20 protein-coding genes are annotated in these 20,602 nt (G+C 73.5%); 12 read left to right on the top strand and 8 right to left on the bottom strand.

Features of this window, described 5'->3' with window-relative positions; all coding sequences use genetic code 11:
- The first annotated feature begins 597 nt into the window (after positions 1–597).
- Genes ACIQCJ_RS24970 through ACIQCJ_RS24960 form a run of 3 tightly spaced genes read left to right on the top strand, consistent with a single transcriptional unit; the run spans position 598 to position 4,869 of the window.
- Complete coding sequence (locus ACIQCJ_RS24970; RefSeq protein WP_402712578.1) at positions 598–2,829, top strand: sensor histidine kinase; 2,232 nt, start codon at positions 598–600, stop codon at positions 2,827–2,829.
- Complete coding sequence (locus tag ACIQCJ_RS24965; protein ID WP_391162682.1) at positions 2,826–3,578, top strand: response regulator; 753 nt, start codon at positions 2,826–2,828, stop codon at positions 3,576–3,578. Before ACIQCJ_RS24970 ends, ACIQCJ_RS24965 begins: the two co-directional genes overlap by 4 nt.
- 10 nt (positions 3,579–3,588) lie before the next feature.
- Positions 3,589–4,869 carry an alpha/beta hydrolase gene (locus ACIQCJ_RS24960; protein ID WP_402712577.1) on the top strand — a complete coding sequence of 427 codons (1,281 nt, stop codon included), beginning with the start codon at positions 3,589–3,591 and terminating at the stop codon, positions 4,867–4,869.
- Between the two features lie 159 nt (positions 4,870–5,028).
- Here ACIQCJ_RS24960 and ACIQCJ_RS24955 read toward each other — a convergent pair whose 3' ends face one another.
- The 5 genes from ACIQCJ_RS24955 to ACIQCJ_RS24935 all read right to left on the bottom strand — a co-directional run bounded on the left by ACIQCJ_RS24955 (position 5,029) and on the right by ACIQCJ_RS24935 (position 10,609).
- Entirely contained in the window at positions 5,029–5,382 is a 354-nt protein-coding gene (locus ACIQCJ_RS24955; RefSeq protein WP_355335039.1) for a PRC-barrel domain-containing protein, read from the bottom strand.
- Between the two features lie 288 nt (positions 5,383–5,670).
- Positions 5,671–6,027, bottom strand: coding sequence for a hypothetical protein (locus ACIQCJ_RS24950; protein ID WP_355335042.1), 357 nt, complete (start codon positions 6,025–6,027; stop codon positions 5,671–5,673).
- A gap of 180 nt (positions 6,028–6,207) precedes the next feature.
- Positions 6,208–7,890 carry a (Fe-S)-binding protein gene (locus tag ACIQCJ_RS24945; RefSeq protein WP_402712576.1) on the bottom strand — a complete coding sequence of 561 codons (1,683 nt, stop codon included), beginning with the start codon at positions 7,888–7,890 and terminating at the stop codon, positions 6,208–6,210.
- A complete protein-coding gene (locus ACIQCJ_RS24940; protein ID WP_402712575.1) occupies positions 7,891–9,117 on the bottom strand; it encodes an FAD-binding oxidoreductase in 1,227 nt (408 codons plus the stop codon).
- Between the two features lies 1 nt (position 9,118).
- A complete protein-coding gene (locus tag ACIQCJ_RS24935) occupies positions 9,119–10,609 on the bottom strand; it encodes an FAD-linked oxidase C-terminal domain-containing protein (RefSeq protein ID WP_402712574.1) in 1,491 nt (496 codons plus the stop codon).
- Between the two features lie 214 nt (positions 10,610–10,823).
- Here ACIQCJ_RS24935 and ACIQCJ_RS24930 point away from each other — a divergent pair, with 214 nt between their 5' ends.
- Both ACIQCJ_RS24930 and ACIQCJ_RS24925 read left to right on the top strand, forming a co-directional pair.
- Positions 10,824–11,699, top strand: coding sequence for a LysR family transcriptional regulator (locus ACIQCJ_RS24930; protein ID WP_401720368.1), 876 nt, complete (start codon positions 10,824–10,826; stop codon positions 11,697–11,699).
- Between the two features lie 75 nt (positions 11,700–11,774).
- The gene (locus ACIQCJ_RS24925) at positions 11,775–12,572 is read left to right on the top strand and encodes a hypothetical protein (protein ID WP_402712573.1); all 798 of its coding nucleotides are present in this window, start codon (positions 11,775–11,777) and stop codon (positions 12,570–12,572) included.
- A 13-nt stretch (positions 12,573–12,585) separates the two neighbouring features.
- On the opposite strand, the gene crcB (ACIQCJ_RS24920) is transcribed toward ACIQCJ_RS24925, so the two are convergent.
- Together crcB (ACIQCJ_RS24920) and crcB (ACIQCJ_RS24915) are read right to left on the bottom strand one after the other, a co-directional pair.
- Complete coding sequence (crcB, locus tag ACIQCJ_RS24920) at positions 12,586–12,960, bottom strand: fluoride efflux transporter CrcB (protein ID WP_402712572.1); 375 nt, start codon at positions 12,958–12,960, stop codon at positions 12,586–12,588.
- Positions 12,957–13,478, bottom strand: coding sequence for a fluoride efflux transporter CrcB (gene crcB, locus ACIQCJ_RS24915; RefSeq protein WP_402712571.1), 522 nt, complete (start codon positions 13,476–13,478; stop codon positions 12,957–12,959). The genes crcB (ACIQCJ_RS24920) and crcB (ACIQCJ_RS24915) overlap by 4 nt, the downstream gene beginning before the upstream one ends.
- A gap of 218 nt (positions 13,479–13,696) precedes the next feature.
- Here crcB (ACIQCJ_RS24915) and ACIQCJ_RS24910 point away from each other — a divergent pair, with 218 nt between their 5' ends.
- From ACIQCJ_RS24910 to ACIQCJ_RS24895, 4 genes are all read left to right on the top strand, one after another.
- The gene (locus ACIQCJ_RS24910; RefSeq protein WP_402712570.1) at positions 13,697–14,158 is read left to right on the top strand and encodes an SRPBCC family protein; all 462 of its coding nucleotides are present in this window, start codon (positions 13,697–13,699) and stop codon (positions 14,156–14,158) included.
- A gap of 87 nt (positions 14,159–14,245) precedes the next feature.
- Complete coding sequence (locus ACIQCJ_RS24905) at positions 14,246–14,779, top strand: SigE family RNA polymerase sigma factor (protein ID WP_391162695.1); 534 nt, start codon at positions 14,246–14,248, stop codon at positions 14,777–14,779.
- Positions 14,772–15,119, top strand: coding sequence for a hypothetical protein (locus tag ACIQCJ_RS24900; RefSeq protein WP_402712569.1), 348 nt, complete (start codon positions 14,772–14,774; stop codon positions 15,117–15,119). Before ACIQCJ_RS24905 ends, ACIQCJ_RS24900 begins: the two co-directional genes overlap by 8 nt.
- A gap of 134 nt (positions 15,120–15,253) precedes the next feature.
- A complete protein-coding gene (locus ACIQCJ_RS24895; RefSeq protein ID WP_402712568.1) occupies positions 15,254–16,561 on the top strand; it encodes a hypothetical protein in 1,308 nt (435 codons plus the stop codon).
- Between the two features lie 60 nt (positions 16,562–16,621).
- Here ACIQCJ_RS24895 and ACIQCJ_RS24890 read toward each other — a convergent pair whose 3' ends face one another.
- Positions 16,622–17,017, bottom strand: a complete 396-nt coding sequence (locus tag ACIQCJ_RS24890; protein WP_188283203.1) for a molybdopterin-binding protein — start codon at positions 17,015–17,017, stop codon at positions 16,622–16,624.
- A gap of 242 nt (positions 17,018–17,259) precedes the next feature.
- On the opposite strand from ACIQCJ_RS24890, the gene ACIQCJ_RS24885 reads away from it, so the two are divergent.
- The 3 genes from ACIQCJ_RS24885 (at position 17,260) to ACIQCJ_RS24875 (ending at position 20,397) form a co-directional block, all read left to right on the top strand.
- Positions 17,260–17,679: a TOBE domain-containing protein gene (locus tag ACIQCJ_RS24885; RefSeq protein ID WP_355335071.1), complete on the top strand. Its 420-nt coding sequence runs from the start codon at positions 17,260–17,262 to the stop codon at positions 17,677–17,679.
- Positions 17,680–17,874: 195 nt separating this feature from the next.
- Positions 17,875–19,773: a coagulation factor 5/8 type domain-containing protein gene (locus ACIQCJ_RS24880; RefSeq protein ID WP_402712567.1), complete on the top strand. Its 1,899-nt coding sequence runs from the start codon at positions 17,875–17,877 to the stop codon at positions 19,771–19,773.
- Between the two features lie 177 nt (positions 19,774–19,950).
- Positions 19,951–20,397 (top strand): hypothetical protein, encoded by a 447-nt coding sequence (locus tag ACIQCJ_RS24875; RefSeq protein ID WP_391047891.1) that lies wholly within the window; start codon positions 19,951–19,953, stop codon positions 20,395–20,397.
- The last annotated feature ends 205 nt before the right edge of the window (positions 20,398–20,602 follow it).

The raw sequence follows: 20,602 nt of genomic DNA, 5'->3' as shown, positions 1-20,602 counted from the left end.
GCGGCGATCCGCTCCGCGCGGCCGGACCCCGGATCCAGCGGCGCGCCCTCGCCCGCGATCTTCCCGGTGGACCATTCGCCGAGGTGCCCCGGACACCGTCGAAGGTGTGGTTCATGCCGACGACCACGGCCGCGAGGGGTCGACCGCCAGCCGTTCGAGGACCCGCCCGTCGAGTCCGTCGGGGCGCGCCGCGTCGGACTCGACGCCCGGACACCGGCCATCAGACCGCTGACGATCGTGGCGGCCGTCGTCCGGGACACGCCCGCGTGGCGGGCCGACCCGGCGCGGTGCGGCGGCCCGCGGGCGAGCAGCAGGGCCGGGATCCGCTCCTGGCTCGTCTGCCGCAGGGCCCGCGGCGAGCCACCGCTCTTCTGACGCGTGGCAGGGAGATCACCCGCACAGGCACTCTTCCCCCCGGAGGGCACGCCCCTCGCTTCGGCCGCCCAGCCGCACCCGAGACGGCGGCATCTGCGACCGCTGCGGCGCCAAGTACCTGATCGGCATCGGCGGAAGGCTCGCCCCGCGTCCGCGCCGCGTGGCGTCGTACGGCCCCGAACCCTCCGCTCTGGGCGTCGCCCGGCCGGTAATCTCCGGGCCATGGGAGAGCATCGCGAGCGCTCGGCGCGTCTGGTGCCGGGGATCCTGGCTGTCCTTCAAGCGCTCTGGTGGGCTGTGGCCGCGCTGGGGCGGGACGCGTCGCCCGGTCCGGCCCGTACGGCGCTGGCCGCGGCGGCCGTCGCGGTCGCCCTCGGTGCGATGGCGGTCCGGCGTGCCGCCCCGGCCGCGGCCCTGGCCGCCGCGGTCGCCGCCGTGGTGGGCGCGGATGTCTCGCGGGTCCTGGCCTGGGCACCGGTGACCGTGGCGGCGGTGCTCGTCGCGCTGTACTCACTGGCCCTGCGCCGTACCGCGGGCGCGTCGGCGCTCGGGGCGCTCCTCGCCGCCCTGACCGTCGGCTGCCTCGTGCTGTGGCACGGCGCGCAGCCGCGGATCGTGGCGGCAGGCGCCCTGCTGGCCTGTGCGGGCGCGGCGGCCGTATGGGTACGGGGCCGGTCCCGCCGATGGCGCCGGGCTCTCGGTTCCGCGCGGGAGGAGTACGCCCGGCGGGCGCCCGACCTGCTCCGGCACACCGCGCGCGGTGAACGCCGGGGTTTCGCGGCCGAGTTGCACGACGTGGTGGCGCACCGGCTGACGGGTGTCACGGTGTCGGCCGCCGCCGCGCTGCGGCTCGGACATGAGGACCTGATGGCGGAGGCCACCCGGCACGCGGGCCACGAGGGGCGGCTGGCGCTCCTCGAACTCGACGCGCTGGCCGACGCGCTCGCGGTGCCCCGCCGCCTGGAGGAGGTCGACGCCCTGGTGGCGGCCTTCCCCGGCGTCCGCTACACCCGCACGGTCGCCGCCCTGGAGCCCGCGGTGGAGCCCGCCACGGCCTCGCTGGCCTTCCGCGTCGTCCGTGAGGCGCTGACGAACACCGTCCGGTACGCGGCCGGAGCGACGGTGGAGGTGCGGCTGGCCGTCGAACGCGGCGACCTCGTCGTCCATGTGCGGGACAGCGGCGGCGCGCCCGCGGCCGACGACCTCGGCAGCGGCAGCGGCCTGACCGCGCTGGCCGAGGCGGTCGCGGCCGACGGCGGGCGGCTGACGGCGGGCCCGGTGGGCACGGGGTGGCGGGTCAGCGCGCGGCTGCCGCTGGCGACCGGGCCGACCGCCGTACGAGAAAGCGCCCGTTTCAGGTCCGGTCGGCGCGGCCCCGCGGCACTGGACGCGGCCCTCGCCCTGCTCACCCTGGCGGTTCCGCTGGGCGCCGCTCTGCTGCCCGGCGGCGGCCCCGACGTCTTCCCCGGCGGCGCCGGGGCCACCGGCCACATCGCGCTCCTCGCCCTGCTCGTCCTGCACGCGCTGCCGCTCGCCCGGCGGCGTACGGCACCGCGAAGCGGCCTGCTGGCGGCCTCGGCCGTGGTGCTGCTGTGGCTCGGTTGCGACCGGCTGGGCGTCACCGCGCCGCACACCACAGACTTGCTGCTGTGGTGCTGGTGGGGCGATCTGGTGCTGCTGTACTCGGTCGCGGCCCGCGCGCCGACCGCCCCGGGCGCGCGGCGGACCTGGCCCGCGGTGCTCGGCGTCGCCGCGGTGGCGGGGCTGGCCATGGTCAGCGAGGACGTGCGGCGGGTCGCGCTGGGCTGGGCGGTGTTCGGCGCGCTGGCAGCGGTGCCCGCGGCGGCCGTCTGGGCGTGCGGGGTCCGGTCCTGCGGGCGCCGCCGCACCGGAGCCGACAGCGAGAGCGCCCGGCGAGCGGCGCTGAACCGGGCGGCGGCCGAGGCGGCGCGGGCCGAACGGCTGCGGCTGGCCGCCGAACTGCGCGCCACGGCGCGCCGCCCGGTGGCGGCCATGGTGGCCGCGGCCGACGCCGACGACCTGCCGCAGGTGCTGGCCGAGGCGCGCGGCGGCCTGCGGGCGCTGCGTGAGCTGCTGACCGAGGTCCGCGAACCGCTCGACGCCGACGACGACGTACCGCCGCCCACGGTGGCGGGCATCGCCGCCCTGGCCGCCAGGCACCGCGCGACGGCCCGGCTGACCGGGCGCGTGCGGTCGCTTCCGGCCGCGATGGAGGTCGCCGCCTACCGGTCGGCGGAGGCGCTGATGTCCGACGAGGCGCGGGTCACCGTGCACTACGCGGCCGACGGGGTCGAGGTCGTCGTCCATCGCCGACCCCCGGCCGGACCGTCGCTGCGGCGGCTGCACGCGATGGCCGACGCCGTCGGCGGTACGCTCGCGACGACCGGCGACGGCACGGTCCGCGTATGGCTTCCCGAGGTGGTGCCGGCATGATCCGGGTGACGGTCGCGGACGACCAGGCCGTGGTGCGGGCCGGTATCGCCGCGGTGCTCGACGCCGAGGCCGATCTGAGCGTCGTGGGCCAGTGCGCCGACGGGGAGGCCGCCGTGGCCCTCGCCGCCGAACTGCGCCCCGACGTGGCGGTGGTGGACATCCGCATGCCGAGGCTCGACGGCATCGCCGCCGCCGCGCGCATCACCGCCGACGTGCCGCAGACCCGCGTCCTGGTGCTGACGACCTTCGGCCTGGACGAGTACGTGTTCGCCGCGCTGCGGGCCGGGGCCGCGGGGTTCCTGCTCAAGGACGCCGAACCCGAGCGCGTCATCGACGCGGTGCGGGTCGTCGCCGCGGGGGACGCCCTGCTGGACCCCGGCATCACCCGCCGTCTGATCGACCGTTTCACGTCCGCGCCGGGTCCCGACGACGCGGCGCCGCTGGCCGCGCTCACGCCCCGGGAGACCGAGGTGCTCGTCCAGGTGGCGCGCGGCGGGACGAACGCGGAGATCGCCGAGGCGCTCGGCATCAGCGCGGCCACCGTCAAGGACCATGTCGCCGTCGTCCTGGGCAAGTTGGGCGTACGCGACCGCGTCCACGCCACCATCGCCGCGTACGAGTCGGGGCTGATCCGGCCGGGCGTACGCCGACCCCGCCGGACGGCGGGGTCGGTCCCCGCCGTCCGGCCGTCGCGCCCCCCTGTCGATCCGGCCCCTGAGCAGGAGGAACGCGGCCAGGGGCGCTCATAGCGTTTCCGACATGGCACAGACACTCCTACGCCGCACCGCTGGCGTCCTGCTTCTTCTGGTGGCCGCGGTTCTCGGGCTCGCCGCGGCCGTGGCCGGTTTCATCGGCGCGGGCGCGGCCACCGCTTCCGTCCCGCTCCTGGTGGCGGCGGCCCTCGCCGTCCTGTTCGGCGTCACCTTCCTCGTGGCGTGGCCCGGCTTCGTACTGTTCGGCGTCGCCCGTCGGCGCCGGGCCGCGGTGATCTCCGCCACCGTGCTCGCCGTGGTGGCCGCGGCGCTGTCGGGGGCGACCGTCCTGCGGCCGATGCCGCGGCCCGCGGACGGGAAAGTGCCGCCGGACGTGCGTTTCTGGGCGCTGCCGACCGGCTCCCGGATCGCGTACCGCGAGGCGGCGGCCACGGGCACGGCCAGGCCCGCACCGGTGATCTTCCTGCACGGCGGTCCGGGCACCGCCAATGACGACATCTCGCGGGCGGGCCGCGCACTGGCCGCCGACGGCTTCGACGTCTACGCGTACGACCAGGTCGGCTCGGGACGCTCCAGCAGGCTGCGCGACGTGACGCAGTACACCGTCGCCCGGCAGGTGGCGGATCTGGACGCCATCCGCCGGACGATAGGCGCGGAGAAGATCATCCTGGTCGGCCAGTCCTGGGGCGGCTCGCTCGCCGCCCACTACATGGCCGCGCATCCCGACCGGGTGGCCAAGGCCGTCCTCAGCTCGCCGGGCGTGCTCTGGTACGGGGCCTTCCCCGACGGCAAGACCGGTGAGCTGTGGGACCGGCTGACGCCGGAGGCCAGGAAGCGGGTCGACGAGCTGACCAACACTCCCCGGATGATCGCCATGGCCCTGCTCCAGTCGGTCAACCCCGACGCGGCGCACCACCTGGTCGGCGACCGGGAGGCCGACCAGCGCTTCCGGGAGATCCTCACCACGTCACTGCCCGCCGCCCAGTGCCCCGGCCGACCCCCGGCGCGGCTCCCGGACAACCGCACGGGCTTCTACGTCAACCAGTTCACCATCGACGACGCCAAGCACCTGCCGGACCCGCGTCCCCGGCTGCGCACGGCGCGCATACCGACGCTCATCATGCGCGGCGAGTGCGACTACAAGAAGTGGGAGGTCACCTACGACTACAAGCGCACACTTCCCGACGCGACCCTGGTGTACGTGCCCGGCGCCGGGCACGCCATCGCGATCGACCGGCCCGCGGTCTACGAGTCGGCGCTCGTGGCCTTCCTGCTGGACCGGCCGCTTCCGTTGCGGCCCTACACCGGGACGGCTCCGCCGTCGTGAGGCACCCGTGAGATGCCCGTGACATGCCGGCGTGAGATGCCCGTGCGGTGACAAACCCCCCGGGGGCATTTCACGCTCCCACGGAATTCACGCGCCCACGGGAAAAGGCCGCCCCGGCGAGTGCCGGGGCGGCCCCAAATTTCCCTGCCGCTCGCTGTGTCAGCGGTTACGGTGGCTGCCGTAGTACTCGCCCACCTGCTGGTGGTATCCGGCGTCGCCGACGTGCTTGTCCTTGTCGAACTCAGGGGAGTTCTTGATCTGCTCCTTCGTCAGCTCGACGAAGATCTTCTGGTCCGCCGCGTCGATCGACCTCACGGTGCCGGCCGGGAGCAGTACGTGCTTGCCGAAAATCCACACACCCGTGTCGACCACCAGATATGCGGAGTCGACGTCATCGGAGTGCTTGTCGACCTTTCCGATGTGGCCGTCGGTCGCCTCGACCTTGTATCCGATCAGGTCGGTTCCCGCCGTGTGGCCGGAGGTCTGCTCGTAGCCCCAGATATTGTCACTCATGTCGCGGCTCCTTTATCGCAATTTCCGTCCCGATTCGCGGTAGTGACGTTGTGTCATCCGATAGTCAGTGACGCTTACTCACACCGTCGCGTGCCCGCCCGTCCCGCACGCACACCTCATATGCCGAAGATTATTGCCGTGCGGCAAATATTCGTCTGAGCAGCGGAAACGGCGCGGTGCTCCGGCCGGACGCCCGGCGTCCAGGTGTGATCGGGGTCACGACAAAAGCCCGCCGGGCCGGAGAATCGCTCTCCGCCAGCGGGCTTCGCGCGGCCCTCGGACCCTCGGTCAGAGGCGCAGCAGGCGCTCGGTGAGTTCACGGTAGTCGCGCAGCAGGCCCACGGCGCCGTCCGGGACGCCGTCTGCGTCCTGCCAGCGGGCGCGCAGGACGCGCAGCCGCTCGGCCAGCACCTCGGCGAGGTGGCCGCTGGCCGCGTCGAGGGCCTGGTCGGCCTCGTCCAGCGCCTGGCGCGGACTCTCGCCGAAGGAGCCCGCGGCCCGCTGGAGGAGCGCGGCGGAGTCGTCGCGCTCCTTCTGCGGCAGCAGCGGCTCGGGCCGGGACTCGCGCTTGGCCCACCGTTCGGTGAACGCCGGATTCTCCGCCCCGGTCGCGGGCTGCCGTGCGCGTTCGGCGTCATACATCATGTGAAGTGCCACTTCTCTCTGCCGTGCGGGTCGTGATCCGGGCCGTGGTGTCGTGCCGACGCCCACCCGAACACCATGAGATCGGTGGAAGCTGAAGGCTGTGGCGTGCCGAAGGCGCGCCGCGTACCGCCCTACGCCGTACTGGCCAGTGAACTCCGGGCGTCACCGCATGTCAACGCGTCATCGGCCGACCGGGGCGCGCCCGGGCGGTTCCGCCTCACCGGAGCTCCGCCGCGTGGCGCGGCTCCCGGGGGTGGCGTAGGAGATGACGGTGCCGGGTCCTTCGAGTGCCCAGGCCAGGAGCCGGTCGACGGGGACACCCCGGATCGAGGCGTCGAGCACCTGCACGGTGTGGGCGACGGGCAGCCGCTCGCCCATGCGGGCCAACGTGGTGGCGACCTGCATCCAGCAGCCGGGGTTCGCGGTGACCATGATGTCCGCGCCGGTCGCCAGGACCGCCTTGGCCTTGCGTTCGCCGAGTTCGCGTGCGGGCTCCGCGTGCAGCAGGTTGTACGTGCCCGCGCTGCCGCAGCAGATCTCGGCCTCCGCCAACTCCCTTGTCTCCAGGCCGGGAACGGCCCGCAGCAGTCGGCGCGGCTGGTCGCGTACGGCCTGCGCGTGCGCCAGGTGGCAGGCGTCCTGGTAGGCGACGGTCATGGGGAGCGGGTGCCTGGGGGCCACCGGGCCCAATTCGTCGAGGAGTTCGGTGATGTCCATGACCTTGGCGGCCAGCGTCTCCGCGCGCCGCGCCCAGTCGGGCTCGTCGCGCAACTGGTGGCCGTACTCCTTGAGGTTGGACCCGCAGCCCGCGGCGTTCACCACGACGGTCTCCACCCCGGCCGCCTCGAACGTCTCGATGACGGACTTGGCGAAGCCCTCCGCCTCGGGGGCCCGGCCCGCGTGCGCGGACAGCGCGCCGCAGCAGCTCTGACGTCGCGGTACGACCACGTCGCAGCCCTCGGCGGCCAGGACGCGTACGGTCGCGGCGTTCACGTCGGGGAAGAAGGTCCCCTGGACGCAGCCGGTGAGCAGGCCGACGGTACGGCGGCGGGCGCCGGCGGCGGGGGTGTGTTCCGGCAGCTTGTCGACGTGGCCGAGCCTGGGGGCCAGCGACTCCATGGCCTGGAGGGGGCGCGGCAGCCGTCGCAGCACTCCGCCGCGGGCGAGCAGCCGCCCGAGACCGCTCGCCTGGTAGACGCGCAGCGGTCCGCGCAGGGCGCGCAGGCGGCGGGGGTAGGGGAACAGGCCGTAGATCAGGGCGCGCAACAGCCTTTCGGCGCGCGGCCGTTGGACCCGGCGTTCGAGCTGGGCGCGGGTGCTCTCGATGAGCTTGTCGTACTGCACGCCGGACGGGCAGGCCGTCACGCACGCCATGCAGCCGAGGCACTGGTCGAGGTGACGCACGCTGCCGGCGTCGAAAGCGTCGCCTTCGAGTCCGGCCTTCATGATGTCGATGCGTCCGCGCGGGCTGTCCATCTCCTCGCCCCACAGCACATACGTCGGGCAGGTGGGCAGACAGAAGCCGCAGTGCACGCAGTCCCCGACGAGCGCCGCGTCCGGCGGGTGGTGGGCGTCGAAGGCGCTGCCCGGCGGTGGCGCGCTGCCCGGCATGCCGAGGGCGACGGTGGCGGCGCCCGCGCTGGGCGCGACGGACACACCGAGTACGGGCGGCACCGGGACCGGGGGCTCCCCAGAACCCCGTGGCGGGAGCGACCCGTTGGAGGCGCCCACTGAACCCCCGTCCGGGAGCGACCCGTTGGAGGAGCCCTTGAAAGCGTCCTTGGAGGAGCCCTTAAAGGCGTCCTTGGACGTATGCGCCGAATTCCCGTGCGGAAGGGGCCCGTTGGGGGTGTCCGCGGCCATCTAGAGTCCTCCGAGCAGTCGGCCGGGCGACAGACGCCGCTCCGGGTCGAAGCGGTCCTTGACCCGCGTCATCAGGTCGAACGAGTCGGCGACCGGCCCCCAGTGGTCGAGCGCGTCGCGCGCGTCGTCGGCGGCGATCACCACCGCGGAGCCGTCGTACGGGGCGATCGACGCCCGCAGCGCCGCGAGGTCGGTGTCGGTGGGCACCGCCATGTACGCCACTCCCGTGCAGGCCGACGCGGTGCCCGAAGCGCCGTCCGGGAGGGCGTCGAGCACGCGGGGCAGCGCGAAGGGTTCGTGGGCAAGCCGCAGGACGAGGCCGCCGGTCGGCCGCGCTCCGAACCAGCCGGGGACCTCGTCCGCGTGCGCCCCCGCCCCCAGCAACGCGATCGCGGCACGCGACTGGGCGCGTACGGAAGCGGCGCTGCTCTCGAAGAGTACGGTCAACTCCCCTGCCCGCGAGGACCAGTTGAGTTCGACGGCGGTGGGGGTGAGCGTGGAGCGGGCGAGCAGCGCGGCGTACCTGCCCGCTTCTGCGCTGTCCGGCACGGGCACGGTGACCGCGCCGGTGACCGGCGGCAGCGGGTGGAGGCGCCAGGTCGTGGATACCAGGACGCCGAGGCCGCCGTGCGCTCCGGTGTAGAGCTTACCGAGGTCGTATCCGGCCACGTTCTTGACGACCTTGCCGCCCGATCGCGCGAGCGTGCCGTCGGCCAGGGCGACGGTGACGCCGATGAGCAGGTCGCGGGCGGTGCCGTAGCGCAGTCGGCGCGGCCCCGAGGCATTGGCGCTGACGATCCCGCCGAGCGTGGCGCCCGCTTCCGGCGGGTCGAGGGCGAGCATCTGGCCGTGTTCCGCGAGCTGTCGTTGCAGGTCGGCCAGTGGCACCCCGGCCTCGGCGACGACCACGAGGTCGCCGGGCGCGTACTCCACGACCCGGCCCAGTCCCGTGGTGCGCAGCAGCAGGTCGCAGGAGGTGGCAGGGGCGGCCCAGCCGGTCTTCGTACCGCCGCCGACCGGGACGACGGTGCCGGTGGTGCTCCGCAGGATCTCGGCGACCTCGGCGGCGGTCGCGGGTTCGACGGTCTCCGCTGCGGTCGCGGGTTTGACGGTCTCCGCTGCGGTCGGGGGTTCGGCGACCTCGGCGGCGGTCGCGGGTTCGACGGTCTCGGACCGTACGGCGCCCGCCTGCGCGGTGTCCGGACGCGCGCGGCGCTGTGCGGTCATGTCAGAACACCTCGCCCAGCGCCGGGTCGTGCGTGTCGGCGGCGGTGCGGACGCCGGGGCGCTCCCCGCACAGCCGCGGGGTCGGGAACTGCTTGCCGGGGTTGGCGATGTTGTCGGGGTCGAAGGCGCAGCGGACGAGTTGCATGGTGTCCAGGTCCTCGTCCGTGAACTGCCGGGTCATCCGCGACTTCTTCTCCAGGCCGACGCCGTGTTCCCCGGTGATGGAGCCGCCCGCGTCGACGCACAGGTCGAGGATGGCGAAGCCCAGCTCCTCGGCGGCGTGCGCGGCGCCGGGGACAGTGTCGTCGAAGAGGATGAGGGGGTGCAGATTGCCGTCGCCCGCGTGGAAGACGTTGGCGACGCGGATTCCGGCGCGCTCGGCGAGGCGGCCGACCTCGGTGAGGATCTCGGGCAGCCGGGTGCGCGGGATGACGCCGTCCTGGACGTAGTAGGCGGGGCTGATCCGGCCGACGGCCGCGAAGGCGGACTTGCGGCCCTTCCACATCAGGGCGCGCTCGGCGGCGTCGCGGGCGATGCGGGTCTCGAACGCGTGTCGCGCGGTGGCCAGTTGCTCGACCTGGACGAATTGTTCGTCCACCTCGACGTGGGGGCCGTCGAGTTCGATGACGAGGACGGCGACCGCGCCCTGCGGGTAACCGCAGTTGACCGCGGCCTCGGCCGCCTCGATAGCGAGGGCGTCCATCATCTCGATGGCCGCGGGCAGGATGCCCGCCGCGATGATGTCGCTGACCGCTCCGGCCGCGTCCTCCACGGTGTGGAAGCCGACGAGCATGGTCTGTACGGATTCGGGCGCCTGGATGGTGCGGACGGTGACCTCGGTGGCGACGCCGAGCGTGCCCTCGCTGCCGACGAACGCGCCGAGCAGGTCGAGGCCCGGGTGTTCGGGCGCGGTGCCCCCGAGGTGCACCACCTCGCCGTCGGGCAGGACGACTTCCGCGCCCATGACGTGGTTGACGGTGAAGCCGTACTTGAGGCAGTGCGCGCCGCCCGCGTTCTCCGCGACGTTCCCGCCGATGGAACAGACCTGCTGCGATGACGGGTCGGGCGCGTACGCCTGGCCGTAGGGGGCGGCCTCGCGGGTGACCGACAGGTTGATCACGCCGGGCTCGACGACGACGCGGGCGTTGTCGGGGTCGACGGAGACGATCCGGCGGAGCCTGGACAGCACGATGAGGACGCCGTCGGCGACGGGGACGGCGCCGCCGGACAGCCCGGTACCGGAGCCGCGGGCGACGAACGGGACTCCGGCCTCGGCGCACAGCCGCACGGCCGCCACGACGTCGTCGCGGTGCTCGGCGAGGACGACGACGGCGGGCCGTACCCGGAAGTTGGTCAGGCCGTCGCATTCGTAGGTGCGCAGTTGGGCGGGGTCGGTGAGGACCTTCTCCGCGCCGATGGAGGCGCGCAGCCGGGCCGCGAGCCCTGGCGCCTTGGGCGTGGGCCGGTCCGCGTCGGCCGGGACGGCGGTCATCGCGCACTCCTCCGCTTGATTCCACTCCTCGGTAACTGAATACCGAATGATGGAAGAATGCCGTCGCCTTCCGAGCACGTCAAGGGTGGCGGGTGGCATTCGTCACCCCCGCACGGACCGCCCCTCCCGCCCCAGGCGGCCACAGGCCGCGACCGCCGCCTTCCGTCCGGGCTTGGAACAATGGGGCTCGATTCAGCAGCTAGAGTGCTGAATCATGGAACTGCGCCAGCTCGAATACTTCGTGGCGGTCGCCGAGGAGCGGCACTTCACCCGGGCCGCCCAGCGCATGCTGGTCTCCCAGTCCGGGCTGTCCGCCTCGGTGCGCGCGCTGGAGCGCGAGCTGGGCTCGCCGCTGTTCGTCCGCACCACACGCAGCGTCGAACTCACCGGCGCCGGGCGGGCGTTGCTCGTGGAGGCGACCCGTACGCTGGCCGGCGCCCGTGCCGCGCGGGAGGCCGTGGCCGCGGTGCAGGGGCTGCTGCGCGGCACCCTCTCGGTCGGCATCGAGCAGTGCGTGACCATCGACATCGGCGACCTGCTGGCCCGCTTCCGCGCCCGGCACCCCAATGTCGAGGTCCGGCTGCGCCAGGCGGGCTCGACCGTGCTCGCGGACGACGTGGCCGACGGCCATCTCGACGTCGCCTTCGTGACCCTGCCGGGAGCGCCGCCCGAGGGCGTACGCCTGCTGCCGCTGACCACCGAGCCGATGGTGTTGCTCTGCGACCCCGGCCACCGGCTGGCGGGCGAGCCGCAGGTGAAGTGGGCGGACCTCGACGGCGAGACCTTCGTGGACTTCCACGCCGACTGGGGCGCCCGGCAGCTCACCGACCGGGCCTTCGCCGCCTGCGGCGCCTCCCGCCAGGTCGCCCTCGAGGTGTACGACGTGCACACGGTGATCGACCTGGTCCGCTACGGGCTCGGCATCGCGGTCGTCCCGCGCCCCATCGCCCGCAAGGAGTCGGCCGCGTCGCTGTGCGCCGTGCCGATCACCGGCGCCGAGGACCCGGGCTGGCCGGTCTCCGTCGCCCTGCCCGACGACGACCGGCCAGGACCGGCCGCGCGGGAACTCCTGTCGTACCTGGACCGCTGACCGGATCACGCCCGTCCCCCGTCCGCGCGCCGTGCCCCCGCCATAGGGTGGCCCCAACGCGACGAGGGGGGCGGCGTGATCACCGAGCCCGAGCTGACGGACGGGTCGGGCGACGACCGGCCCGTCGATGTCATCGGCGACGACGACCGGCCGCGGGAGCCGCGCGGCGGACGGCTGTCCGGTGTGCACCGGCGGCGCGGGCCCTGGGTCTGGGCGCTCGCCGGGGCCGTCGTCGCGTCGGCGGCCTGGGCCGGTGCGCTGCGGGGTGCCGACTACGGCCGTACGGCCCCGCCCGACCTGCACGGATACCGCCTCGCGGATCCGTGCACCGTGGCGGCGCTCCAGCCCCTCGTGGACATGATCGGCCTGTCCTCGATGAGCGAGATCCCCGGACCGATGAACGTCGGCAGGACGCTCGACCACATCGCGTGCCGCCTGGTCGGCAACACGTCGGAGAACGACGGCTGGATCACCTCTTACACCATCTCGGTCAGCGTCGACCTGCACAAGAAGACCGACCCCCGGACGGAGTTCGAGGACGGACTGAAGGCGCGGGACGCCGACCCGGCCGAGCCGGCCGCCGGCAGCGGCGTGGTCATGGTCCACGACCCGCGGACGAGCAGGCCGGTCACCGGCCTCGGCGACCGCGCCTTTCTCACCGGTGACTCCACGAGCCAGACCGTGGACGTCCTGCACGGCGGCGCCGTGTTCTCGATCGAGGCCGGCGCCACCGAGGAGTGGATCGGCGCGGGCGAGCGCCCGACGGACGCGGACGGCTCACCCGAACCCCCGCCCCATGTCGACACGAAGCGGTTCGGCGCCCAACTGCCCCGCGCCGTACGTCACTTGATGAGCGTGCTGTCGGCGCGCTGACGAACCCCGCGGCTCAGCCCCAGAACGCCTGCGCCAGCGCCGTACCGGCGAAGGCCGCGCCGAGCCCGGCCGCCACGCTCGCCACCGCGTTGGCCGCGGCGAAGAAGCGGGCGCCGCTCTCGGCCAGCCGCAGCGTCTCGTAGGAGAAGGTCGAGTAGGTCGTGAGGGCGCCGCACAGGCCGGTGCCCAGCAGCACCTGGACATGGGACGAGGCGGCGCCCTCGGTGACCGCGCCGGTCACGACGCCGAGGACGAGACAGCCGACGACGTTGACGGTGAAGGTGCCCCAGGGGAAGAGGCTGTCGTGCCGGCTCTGGACCGAGCGGTCGGTGAGGTAGCGCATCGGAGCGCCGACCATGGCCCCGACGATGACCAGCAGCCAGTTCATCGCGCCTCCGCCTCGTCGGCCCGCTCGGCCCGGTCCGCGAGCCGCCCGAGCACCACGTGCCGGGTCGCGGCCGCCGCCAGCCACACCGCGGCGAGGGCGGCGAGCAGCGTGAGCGCCAGATACGCGAGCGCGGTACGGGCCTGCCCGCCGTCGATCAGGGCCCGGATGTCGGTGGCGTAGGTGGAGAAGGTGGTGAAGCCGCCGAGCACGCCGGTGCCGAAGAAGGGCCGCACCAGACGGTGCGTGTTCCAGACGTCGGTGATCAGCACCATGAGGACACCGATGACCGCGCAGCCGACGACGTTGACGATCAGCGTCGTCCACGGGAAGGTGCCGGAGGCCGTCGGCCAGAGCAGCGCGGCCCCGTAGCGGGCGCACGCGCCGATCGCGCCGCCGACCGCGACCACGGCGACGACCGGGGCCTGGCCCTCGCGCGACGCTTCGCGCTGTGCCGGGTCGTGCAGATCGATGTCGGGGTCCACGGGTTCGTCGGGCGTCACGGGCCGGACTTCTGCCACTTTCGTCTCCTACTCACCGGGCACGCCCAAGCTTGGCGTGCGCGCGTCGCAAGTAGGGACCGTTGACGGCTGTGTCGCCGTGGTTCGGGTACGGCGGGCCCCACCGCCGCGCGGTGCTCCGGGGAGCGCCGCAGACCGCCATGCTACCCGGCGCGGTACGAGGGGCGCGTGGGAGTCTGTCTCCTGCCGGAGCCACGCGACCGCGAGGGAGAGTCCCTGTGCCGACCTACCAGACCTCGATCACCGTCAACGCTCCCGTCGAACGCGTCTGGGAGGTGCTCGTCGCCGTCGAGGACTGGCCCGCTCTCACAGCCTCCATGACCTCCGTCCGCCCGCTCGACGCGGACGGCGCGAGCCGGAGCGGGAGCGCGGACCACGTCGTCGCCGTCGGACGCCGATTCGCGGTCGAGCAGCCCAAGTTGCGCAAGGCGGTGTGGACGGTCACGGCGCTGGACGAGGGTTCCCGGTTCTCATGGCGGTCCGCGGTTCCCGGAGTGACCACGAGCGGCGACCACCTGGTCGAGCCGGAGGGCGACGGCACCCGCCTCACCCTGGTGCTCACCCAGCGCGGCGCGCTGTCCGGCCTGGTCGGCCTGGTGGCGGGCGGCCTGACCCGCAGGTACCTGGAGATGGAGGCCCGCGGCCTCAAGGAACGCGCCGAGTCGCCCGCCGCGGAGTAGCGGCCACGGCGCGCCGCCACCTCATGTGGCGGCCGTCACAGCAGATTCTCTCCCGTGGATGTCGACCGGACGTCCGGCCCCAGGCGTATGCGTGATGAGGCCGAAGAGAACTGGGAGCCGTTGTTGACCGCTGAGGAGTTCGAAGAGTTCTACGCCCACGCGGTCAGACGGCTCACCGGTCAGCTCTATGTGATGCTCGGCGATCTGCCGGAGGCGCAGGACGTGGTGCAGGAAGCGTTCGTCAGGGGCTGGAGCCGACGGCGGCAGCTCGCGAGGGACGGCAACCCGGAGGGCTGGATCCGTACGGTCGCCTGGCGGCTCGCGGTCAGCCGCTGGCGCGGCCGTCGGCGCTCGGAGGAGGCGTGGCAGCGGTACGGCGGCCCGCCGTCCGTCGAGGAACCGGGCCCCGGCACGGTCGCCCTGGTCTCCGCGCTGCGCGAACTGCCGCCAGGACAGCGGCGGAGCGTCACCCTGCACTACGTGTGCGACCTGTCCGTCGACCAGATCGCCGCGGAGACCGGTGTGTCCAGCAGCACCGTCAAGACGCACCTGGTCAGGGGCCGGGCCACGCTCGCCCAGCATCTGCCGGAACCGCACGCAGAGGAGCCCCCTGGTGCCTGATACCCACGAGGAGCGCTTGAGGTCCGCGTTCAAGAACGCCGCGGCGGACGGTCGCCGCGCGGCGACGCCCGCGCCCCCGGCCGTCGTCCGCGCCCGCGGCGACCGCAAGCGGAGGCAGCGGCTCGCGACGGTCGCCGCGGTGGCCTGCGTCCTGATCGGCGGTACGACCGCGTCGCTGGTCACGCTGCTGCCCGGTGACGGCGGCGCCGTCCCGCCCGCCACGAGCCCGGGGCCCGCCACCACCGGCCCGAACGGCCTCCCGTCGTCGACCGCGACCTCCGACTACCCGGTCCGCACCTACCCGCCGACCGGCACGGTCCACATGACGACAGCCCGCTAAGCACTCCCCCTGTCGCACCCCGCCCCGGCCGCACCGGCCGGCCGGGCAGTCCGGCATGCCCGGAACCGCCACCTGTACGTCGTCGCCCACGCGTCGCCCGAGCGGTCCGTGGCAGCCCCCTCAGGAGCACGACCATGCCCAAGAGCGCCTTCTCCCCGCCCGCGACCGCGCCCCGCCCCGTACCGTCCGAGCCGCCGGACCGTACCGTCCCGCTCCGCCACCGGCTCCCGGGGCGTCTGCCGCTCCCCCGCCTCGGCCCCACCGACCGCGCCGTGCTCTGGCTGTACGCGCTCACGCGGGTCGGCGTCTGGACGACCGCGTACTGCACGGGGCGGCTGTTCACCGGCGACGGCAAGGCACAGCGGGCACCCTCGATGATGTCCCGCTGGGAGCAGTGGGACTGGGGCTACTACCTGCACATCGCGCGCGACGGCTACTTCCCGGCGCCGGTGCCGGGAGCCGTTCTCGGCAGCGGCGCGGCCACACCCGACAACCGCGAGGCGTTCTTCCCCGGCTTCCCGCTGCTGCTGCGCGCCGTGCACCTGCTGATACGCGACTGGACCGCCGCGGGGCTGCTGATCTCGTTCGTGGCGGGGGCCGTCGCCGTGCTGTCGCTGGCCCGGATCGCCGCGCTGGACGGCCGGTCCGCGCGTACGTCCGTAGCCGGGCGCGGCGCGGACCGGCTCCCGGACGACGGGAACGGCACCGGATCGCGCGCCGTGCTCTTCCTGCTGCTCTCCCCCTGCGCGGTCTTCCTCGCCGCCGGGTACACCGAGGCGCTGTTCCTCGCCTTCGCGTTGCCCTGCTGGCTGGCCGCCAAGCGCGGGAACTGGCCGCTCGCCGCCGCGCTGGCCGCCGCCGCGACCACCGTCCGGATCAGCGGTCTGTTCCTCGGCGCCGCGCTCGTCGTCCAGCTCCTGACCTCGGGGCCGCTGACCAAACGGCTGCGGCTGCTGCACTGGCCGGCGCTCTCCGCGCTGCCCGCGCTCGTCTACGCCTGGTATCTGCACGCGCGCACCGGCGACTGGATGGCCTGGAAGCACGCGGAGGAACGCGGCTGGTACCGGACGTTCCACTCGCCGTGGCAGGCGTGGCGGCACACCTGGGACGGCGCCTTCGACCACACGCAGGCCACGCCGTACGCGCTGCTGTTCCAGTTCGAACTCGTCGCCATGGCGGTCGGTCTGGCGCTGCTCTGCCTGCTGCTCAAGCGGCGCCGCTGGCCGGAGGCCGTCTACCTCGGGCTCAGCCTGTGGGCGCTGGGCACCTCGTACTGGTACATGTCCGTGCCGCGCGCCTCACTGCTGTGGTGGCCGCTGTGGACGGGGCTGGCCGCCTGGAGCGTACGGCGCCCCTGGCTGACCACGGCGTACGTGTGCGTCGCCGCGCCGCTGGCCACCGTCCTCACTGTCGCCTTCACCTCGGGACGGTGGGCGGGCTGACATCAGCGGGCGCGACGACACGCTGAGGCGCGACGGTGGCGCGGACGAAGGCGCGGCGGATCAGACCCGGTCGATGTGCACGTTCGTGGACTTCACGCGGGCGGTGGCCTGCATCCCGACCTCCAGGCCCAGTTCCTCGACGGCCTCGCGGGTCAGCAGGGACACCAGCCGGTGCGGCCCGGCCTGGATCTCCACCTGGGCAGCGACGTCGCCGAGCTTCACGGCGGTGACGATGCCGGGGAAGGCGTTGCGGACCGAGGTGTACGAGGCGTCCTCGTCCGCGCTGTCGGACTGCGCGATCTCGACGGAGAACGCGGCCAGGTCGCGGCCGTCGATGAGCCTGCGGCCGTTGTCGTCGCGGTGGGTGGCGACCCGGCCGCCGTCCGCCCAGCGGCGGACCGTGTCGGGGCTGACGCCCAGGAGCCGCGCGGCCTGGCCGATCGTGTAGGACTGCATGGGGAAGACAATAAGCGCAGCCCGCCACCCGGCTCCGCACACCACGGGCGGCGACACGGCGGCCTCTCGATGGACTCCGGCGGACGCCAGAGGCGGGCGGCACGGGGGCGGGCGCAGGCGGCGGCGACTCGGCGGACGCGCCGTGCCGGTTCGCGCCCCGGCGCGCGTACGGCGCCCGGTTAGAGTGCCAGAGCCGCACCCGGCAAATCCGACATTCCATACGGCGATCGAGGCGTATCCCCATGAGCCTGAGCATCCGCAACCAACTTCCCGGCACCGTCGCGTCCGTGACCCCCGGCGAGGTGATGGCGACCGTCAAGGTACGGCTGGACGGCGGCCAGGACATCACCGCCGCGATCACCCTGGAGGCGGCGGACGAACTCGGCCTCGCCGAGGGCACGGCGGTCCGCGCCCTGGTGAAGTCGACCGAGGTCTCCCTTGCCACGGGCCCGGTCTCGGGGCTCAGCATCCGCAATCAACTGCCGGGCACCGTTACGGACATCGCCACGGGCGGCGCGATGGCCGCGGTGAAGATCTCCGTCGAGGGCGGCGAGTTGACCTCCGCGATCACCAAGGACGCGGCCGTCGACCTCCGACTCGCCCAGGGCACCGCCGTCACCGCCCTGATCAAGTCGACGGAGATCTCGCTCGCGACCGTCTGACGACCCGTCCGCCGGTGGCCGCGGCGGCACTCCTGAGGCCAGTGGTGTGCTGGTGAACCCGGTGGAGTCACCAGCCGATTCGCTGCGAGAGAGCGCTCTCTTCGTGCTTGACACCCAGTCGCGCGGCCCGCGAGGGTACGTCTCCAAGAGAGCGCTCTCAATTCCCCCCTCGCCGTCAGAAGGTGGTCGTAGCTCATGTCTTCGTTCAGGGCCGCAGACAGTGCACTTCCCAACTCGCAGCAGCCGCAGGCGCCATCGCAGTCGCAGCACACATCCGGGGAGCGCGGCGGTCTGAGCCGCCGTTCGCTGATCGCCACGGCCGCTTTCGCCGGTGTGGTGCCGTTGGCGGGTGCCGCGACCCCCGCCGCGGCGCGGTCGGCCGGCGCGCACTCCCCCGGCTCCCACTCCCCCGGCGGCCACTCGCCGTCCACGGAACCCGACTTCGGCCCGAACGTCACCGTCTTCGACCCGAGCATGCCCGCCGCCGACATCCAGGCCGCGCTGGACGCGGCCACCGCCGTACAGGTCGCCAACGAATTCGGCACGCAGCGCTTCGCCTTCCTCTTCAAGCCGGGCACGTACGACGTCGACGCGCAACTCGGCTACTACACCTCGGTCGCGGGCCTCGGGCTGTCGCCCGACGACGTGACCATCAACGGCGCGGTGCGCGTCGAGGGGCAGGCGCAGCCGGGCGGCGGCGACAGCGCCCTCACCAACTTCTGGCGCTCGGCGGAGAATCTGGCGGTCAACCCGACCGACGGCATCAACTGGTGGGCGGTGTCGCAGGCCGCGCCGCTGCGCCGGGTGCACATCCGCGGCCAGCTCTTCCTCTTCCCCCGGCAGGGCGGTTACTCCAGCGGCGGCTTCATCGCCGACTCGGTGGTGGACGGGCAGGTGATCAACGCCTCGCAGCAGCAGTGGCTGACGCGGGACAGCTCGGTCGGCTCCTGGTCCAACGGCGTGTGGAACCAGGTCTTCGCGGGTGTCGTCGGCGCCCCCGAGCAGTCCTTCCCCGACCCGCCGTACACGACGCTGGCCACCAGCCCGCTCAGCCGCGAGAAGCCCTTCCTGTACGTCGACTCGGCGGGCCGTTACCGGGTGTTCCTGCCGTCGCTGCGGCAGGACGCGGTCGGCGCGTCCTGGTCCGGCGGTACGACCGAGGGCACCTCGGTCCCCATCGACCGGTTCTTCATCGCCAAGCCCACGGACTCGGTGCGCACCATCAACCGCGCGCTGGCGCAGGGCAAGCACCTGCTCCTGACTCCGGGCGTCTACCGGCTGGCGGAGTCCATCAAGGTCAAGTGGTCGGGCACGGTGGTGCTCGGCCTGGGCTTCCCCACCCTCACGCCGGTCGGCGGCGCGGTGCCGATGACGGTCGCGGACGTCAAGGGCGTCCGCGTCGCGGGGCTGCTCTTCGACGCGGGGAAGACCAACTCCCCCGCCCTGCTGGAGGTCGGCAGCAGGCGCGGCGGCCGTACGGACCCGCGCGACCCGACCTCGCTCCAGGACGTGTTCTTCCGGATCGGCGGCGCGGGCGCGGGCAAGGCCACCACGAGCCTGGTCGTCAACAGCGACAATGTGCTGCTCGACCACATCTGGGCCTGGCGCGCGGACCACGGTACGGGCGTCGGCTGGACGGTGAACACGGCGGAGACCGGCGTGGTCGTCAACGGTGACCACGTCCTGGCCACCGGCCTGTTCGTGGAGCACTACCAGAAGTACAACGTCATCTGGAACGGCGACCACGGCCGGACGGTCATGTTCCAGAACGAGTTGCCGTACGACCCGCCGAATCAGGCCGCCTACGGGCATCACGGCGTCGCGGGCTGGGCCGCGTACAAGGTGGCGGATTCGGTCCGGCACCACGAGGGCTGGGGTCTTGGCAGCTACTGCTTCTTCAACGTGGACCCGACGATCCACAACGCCCACAGCTTCGAGGTGCCCGACCGCCCGGGCGTACGATTCCACGACCTGCTGACCGTCTCGCTCAACGGAGACGGCGTGATCGACCACGTCATCAACGACTACGGCGCGGCGGCGCAGGGCTCGGCGACGGTCCCGGTGGACGTGGTGAGCTACCCGCCGACGCACTGACGTCGCGCGCACGCCCGGGCGGCGGGCGGTGACGCGTAGTGACGGGACCCGGTGACGCGCCGCGTCACCGGGGCGGCGCGTGCGGCGGGCGATCGGCGGCCGATACGGGCGGGACGTATGTGATGCCGTCCGGCGGGTAGCCGAGGGGTACGCAGCTCACCATCGGAGGTGACCGCAATGCTGATCCTGGGATTGCTGCTCCTGGCCGGTGCCGGTGCTTTCACCGGCCTCGCCATCGCCGACAACACGTCGGGAGGTCCCGAGTACAACGTGTCGGTGCTCGGGCACTCCATCGCGACCATGAACACCCTTCAGATCTTCTGCGCCGGTCTGGCGCTCGCCCTGATCTTCTGCCTCGGCGCCGCGATGGCGATGGGCGGCGGAGTGAGCCACCGGCGCAAGTCCCGCAAGCTCACCGAGGCCCGCAGGGCCGCGAAGGACAACGCAAGGGAACGTGACGCGCTGGCGGCCCGGTTGGAGACGGCGGACACCACGGCCGCACCGGCCGGGGACACCGGGACCGACTACGCGTACGGCGGTTCCACGGCGGCCGACAGCGCCGACGGTTCCGAGACGGCGGCCGCACCGCGGCACCGTCACGCGCGGCACCTGTTCGGCCACTGACCGACCGCGGTCCTCGGATGCCGTGAGGGCGGCGCCCCCGTGACACGGGGGGCGCCGCCCTCCGTCGCGTCCTGGGAGCCGTACGAGGCGCGCGAGCGGTACGAGCGGTACGAGCGGCCCGAGCGGTACGAGCGGCCCGTGCCGTTCTGCTGCCGACCGGACGTGAACGCGGTGCGGACTGCCGCGAACAGCCTTCCTGCGGGCG

The organism is Streptomyces sp. NPDC093221, from assembly GCF_044753885.1.
Classification (GTDB): domain Bacteria; phylum Actinomycetota; class Actinomycetes; order Streptomycetales; family Streptomycetaceae; genus Actinacidiphila.
Note: the sequence above shows the minus strand (reverse complement) of the source record. Positions and strands in the feature narration are given on the sequence as shown.

Coding starts and splice junctions, on each gene's coding strand:
- ACIQCJ_RS24970 (WP_402712578.1), top strand. CDS start 598: ATGGGAGAGCATCGCGAGCGCTCGGCGCGTCTGGTGCCGGGGATCCTG.
- ACIQCJ_RS24965 (WP_391162682.1), top strand. CDS start 2,826: ATGATCCGGGTGACGGTCGCGGACGACCAGGCCGTGGTGCGGGCCGGT.
- ACIQCJ_RS24960 (WP_402712577.1), top strand. CDS start 3,589: ATGGCACAGACACTCCTACGCCGCACCGCTGGCGTCCTGCTTCTTCTG.
- ACIQCJ_RS24955 (WP_355335039.1), bottom strand. CDS start 5,382: ATGAGTGACAATATCTGGGGCTACGAGCAGACCTCCGGCCACACGGCG.
- ACIQCJ_RS24950 (WP_355335042.1), bottom strand. CDS start 6,027: ATGATGTATGACGCCGAACGCGCACGGCAGCCCGCGACCGGGGCGGAG.
- ACIQCJ_RS24945 (WP_402712576.1), bottom strand. CDS start 7,890: ATGGCCGCGGACACCCCCAACGGGCCCCTTCCGCACGGGAATTCGGCG.
- ACIQCJ_RS24940 (WP_402712575.1), bottom strand. CDS start 9,117: ATGACCGCACAGCGCCGCGCGCGTCCGGACACCGCGCAGGCGGGCGCC.
- ACIQCJ_RS24935 (WP_402712574.1), bottom strand. CDS start 10,609: ATGACCGCCGTCCCGGCCGACGCGGACCGGCCCACGCCCAAGGCGCCA.
- ACIQCJ_RS24930 (WP_401720368.1), top strand. CDS start 10,824: ATGGAACTGCGCCAGCTCGAATACTTCGTGGCGGTCGCCGAGGAGCGG.
- crcB (WP_402712572.1), bottom strand. CDS start 12,960: ATGAACTGGCTGCTGGTCATCGTCGGGGCCATGGTCGGCGCTCCGATG.
- ACIQCJ_RS24905 (WP_391162695.1), top strand. CDS start 14,246: ATGCGTGATGAGGCCGAAGAGAACTGGGAGCCGTTGTTGACCGCTGAG.
- ACIQCJ_RS24895 (WP_402712568.1), top strand. CDS start 15,254: ATGCCCAAGAGCGCCTTCTCCCCGCCCGCGACCGCGCCCCGCCCCGTA.
- ACIQCJ_RS24890 (WP_188283203.1), bottom strand. CDS start 17,017: ATGCAGTCCTACACGATCGGCCAGGCCGCGCGGCTCCTGGGCGTCAGC.
- ACIQCJ_RS24885 (WP_355335071.1), top strand. CDS start 17,260: ATGAGCCTGAGCATCCGCAACCAACTTCCCGGCACCGTCGCGTCCGTG.
- ACIQCJ_RS24880 (WP_402712567.1), top strand. CDS start 17,875: ATGTCTTCGTTCAGGGCCGCAGACAGTGCACTTCCCAACTCGCAGCAG.
- ACIQCJ_RS24875 (WP_391047891.1), top strand. CDS start 19,951: ATGCTGATCCTGGGATTGCTGCTCCTGGCCGGTGCCGGTGCTTTCACC.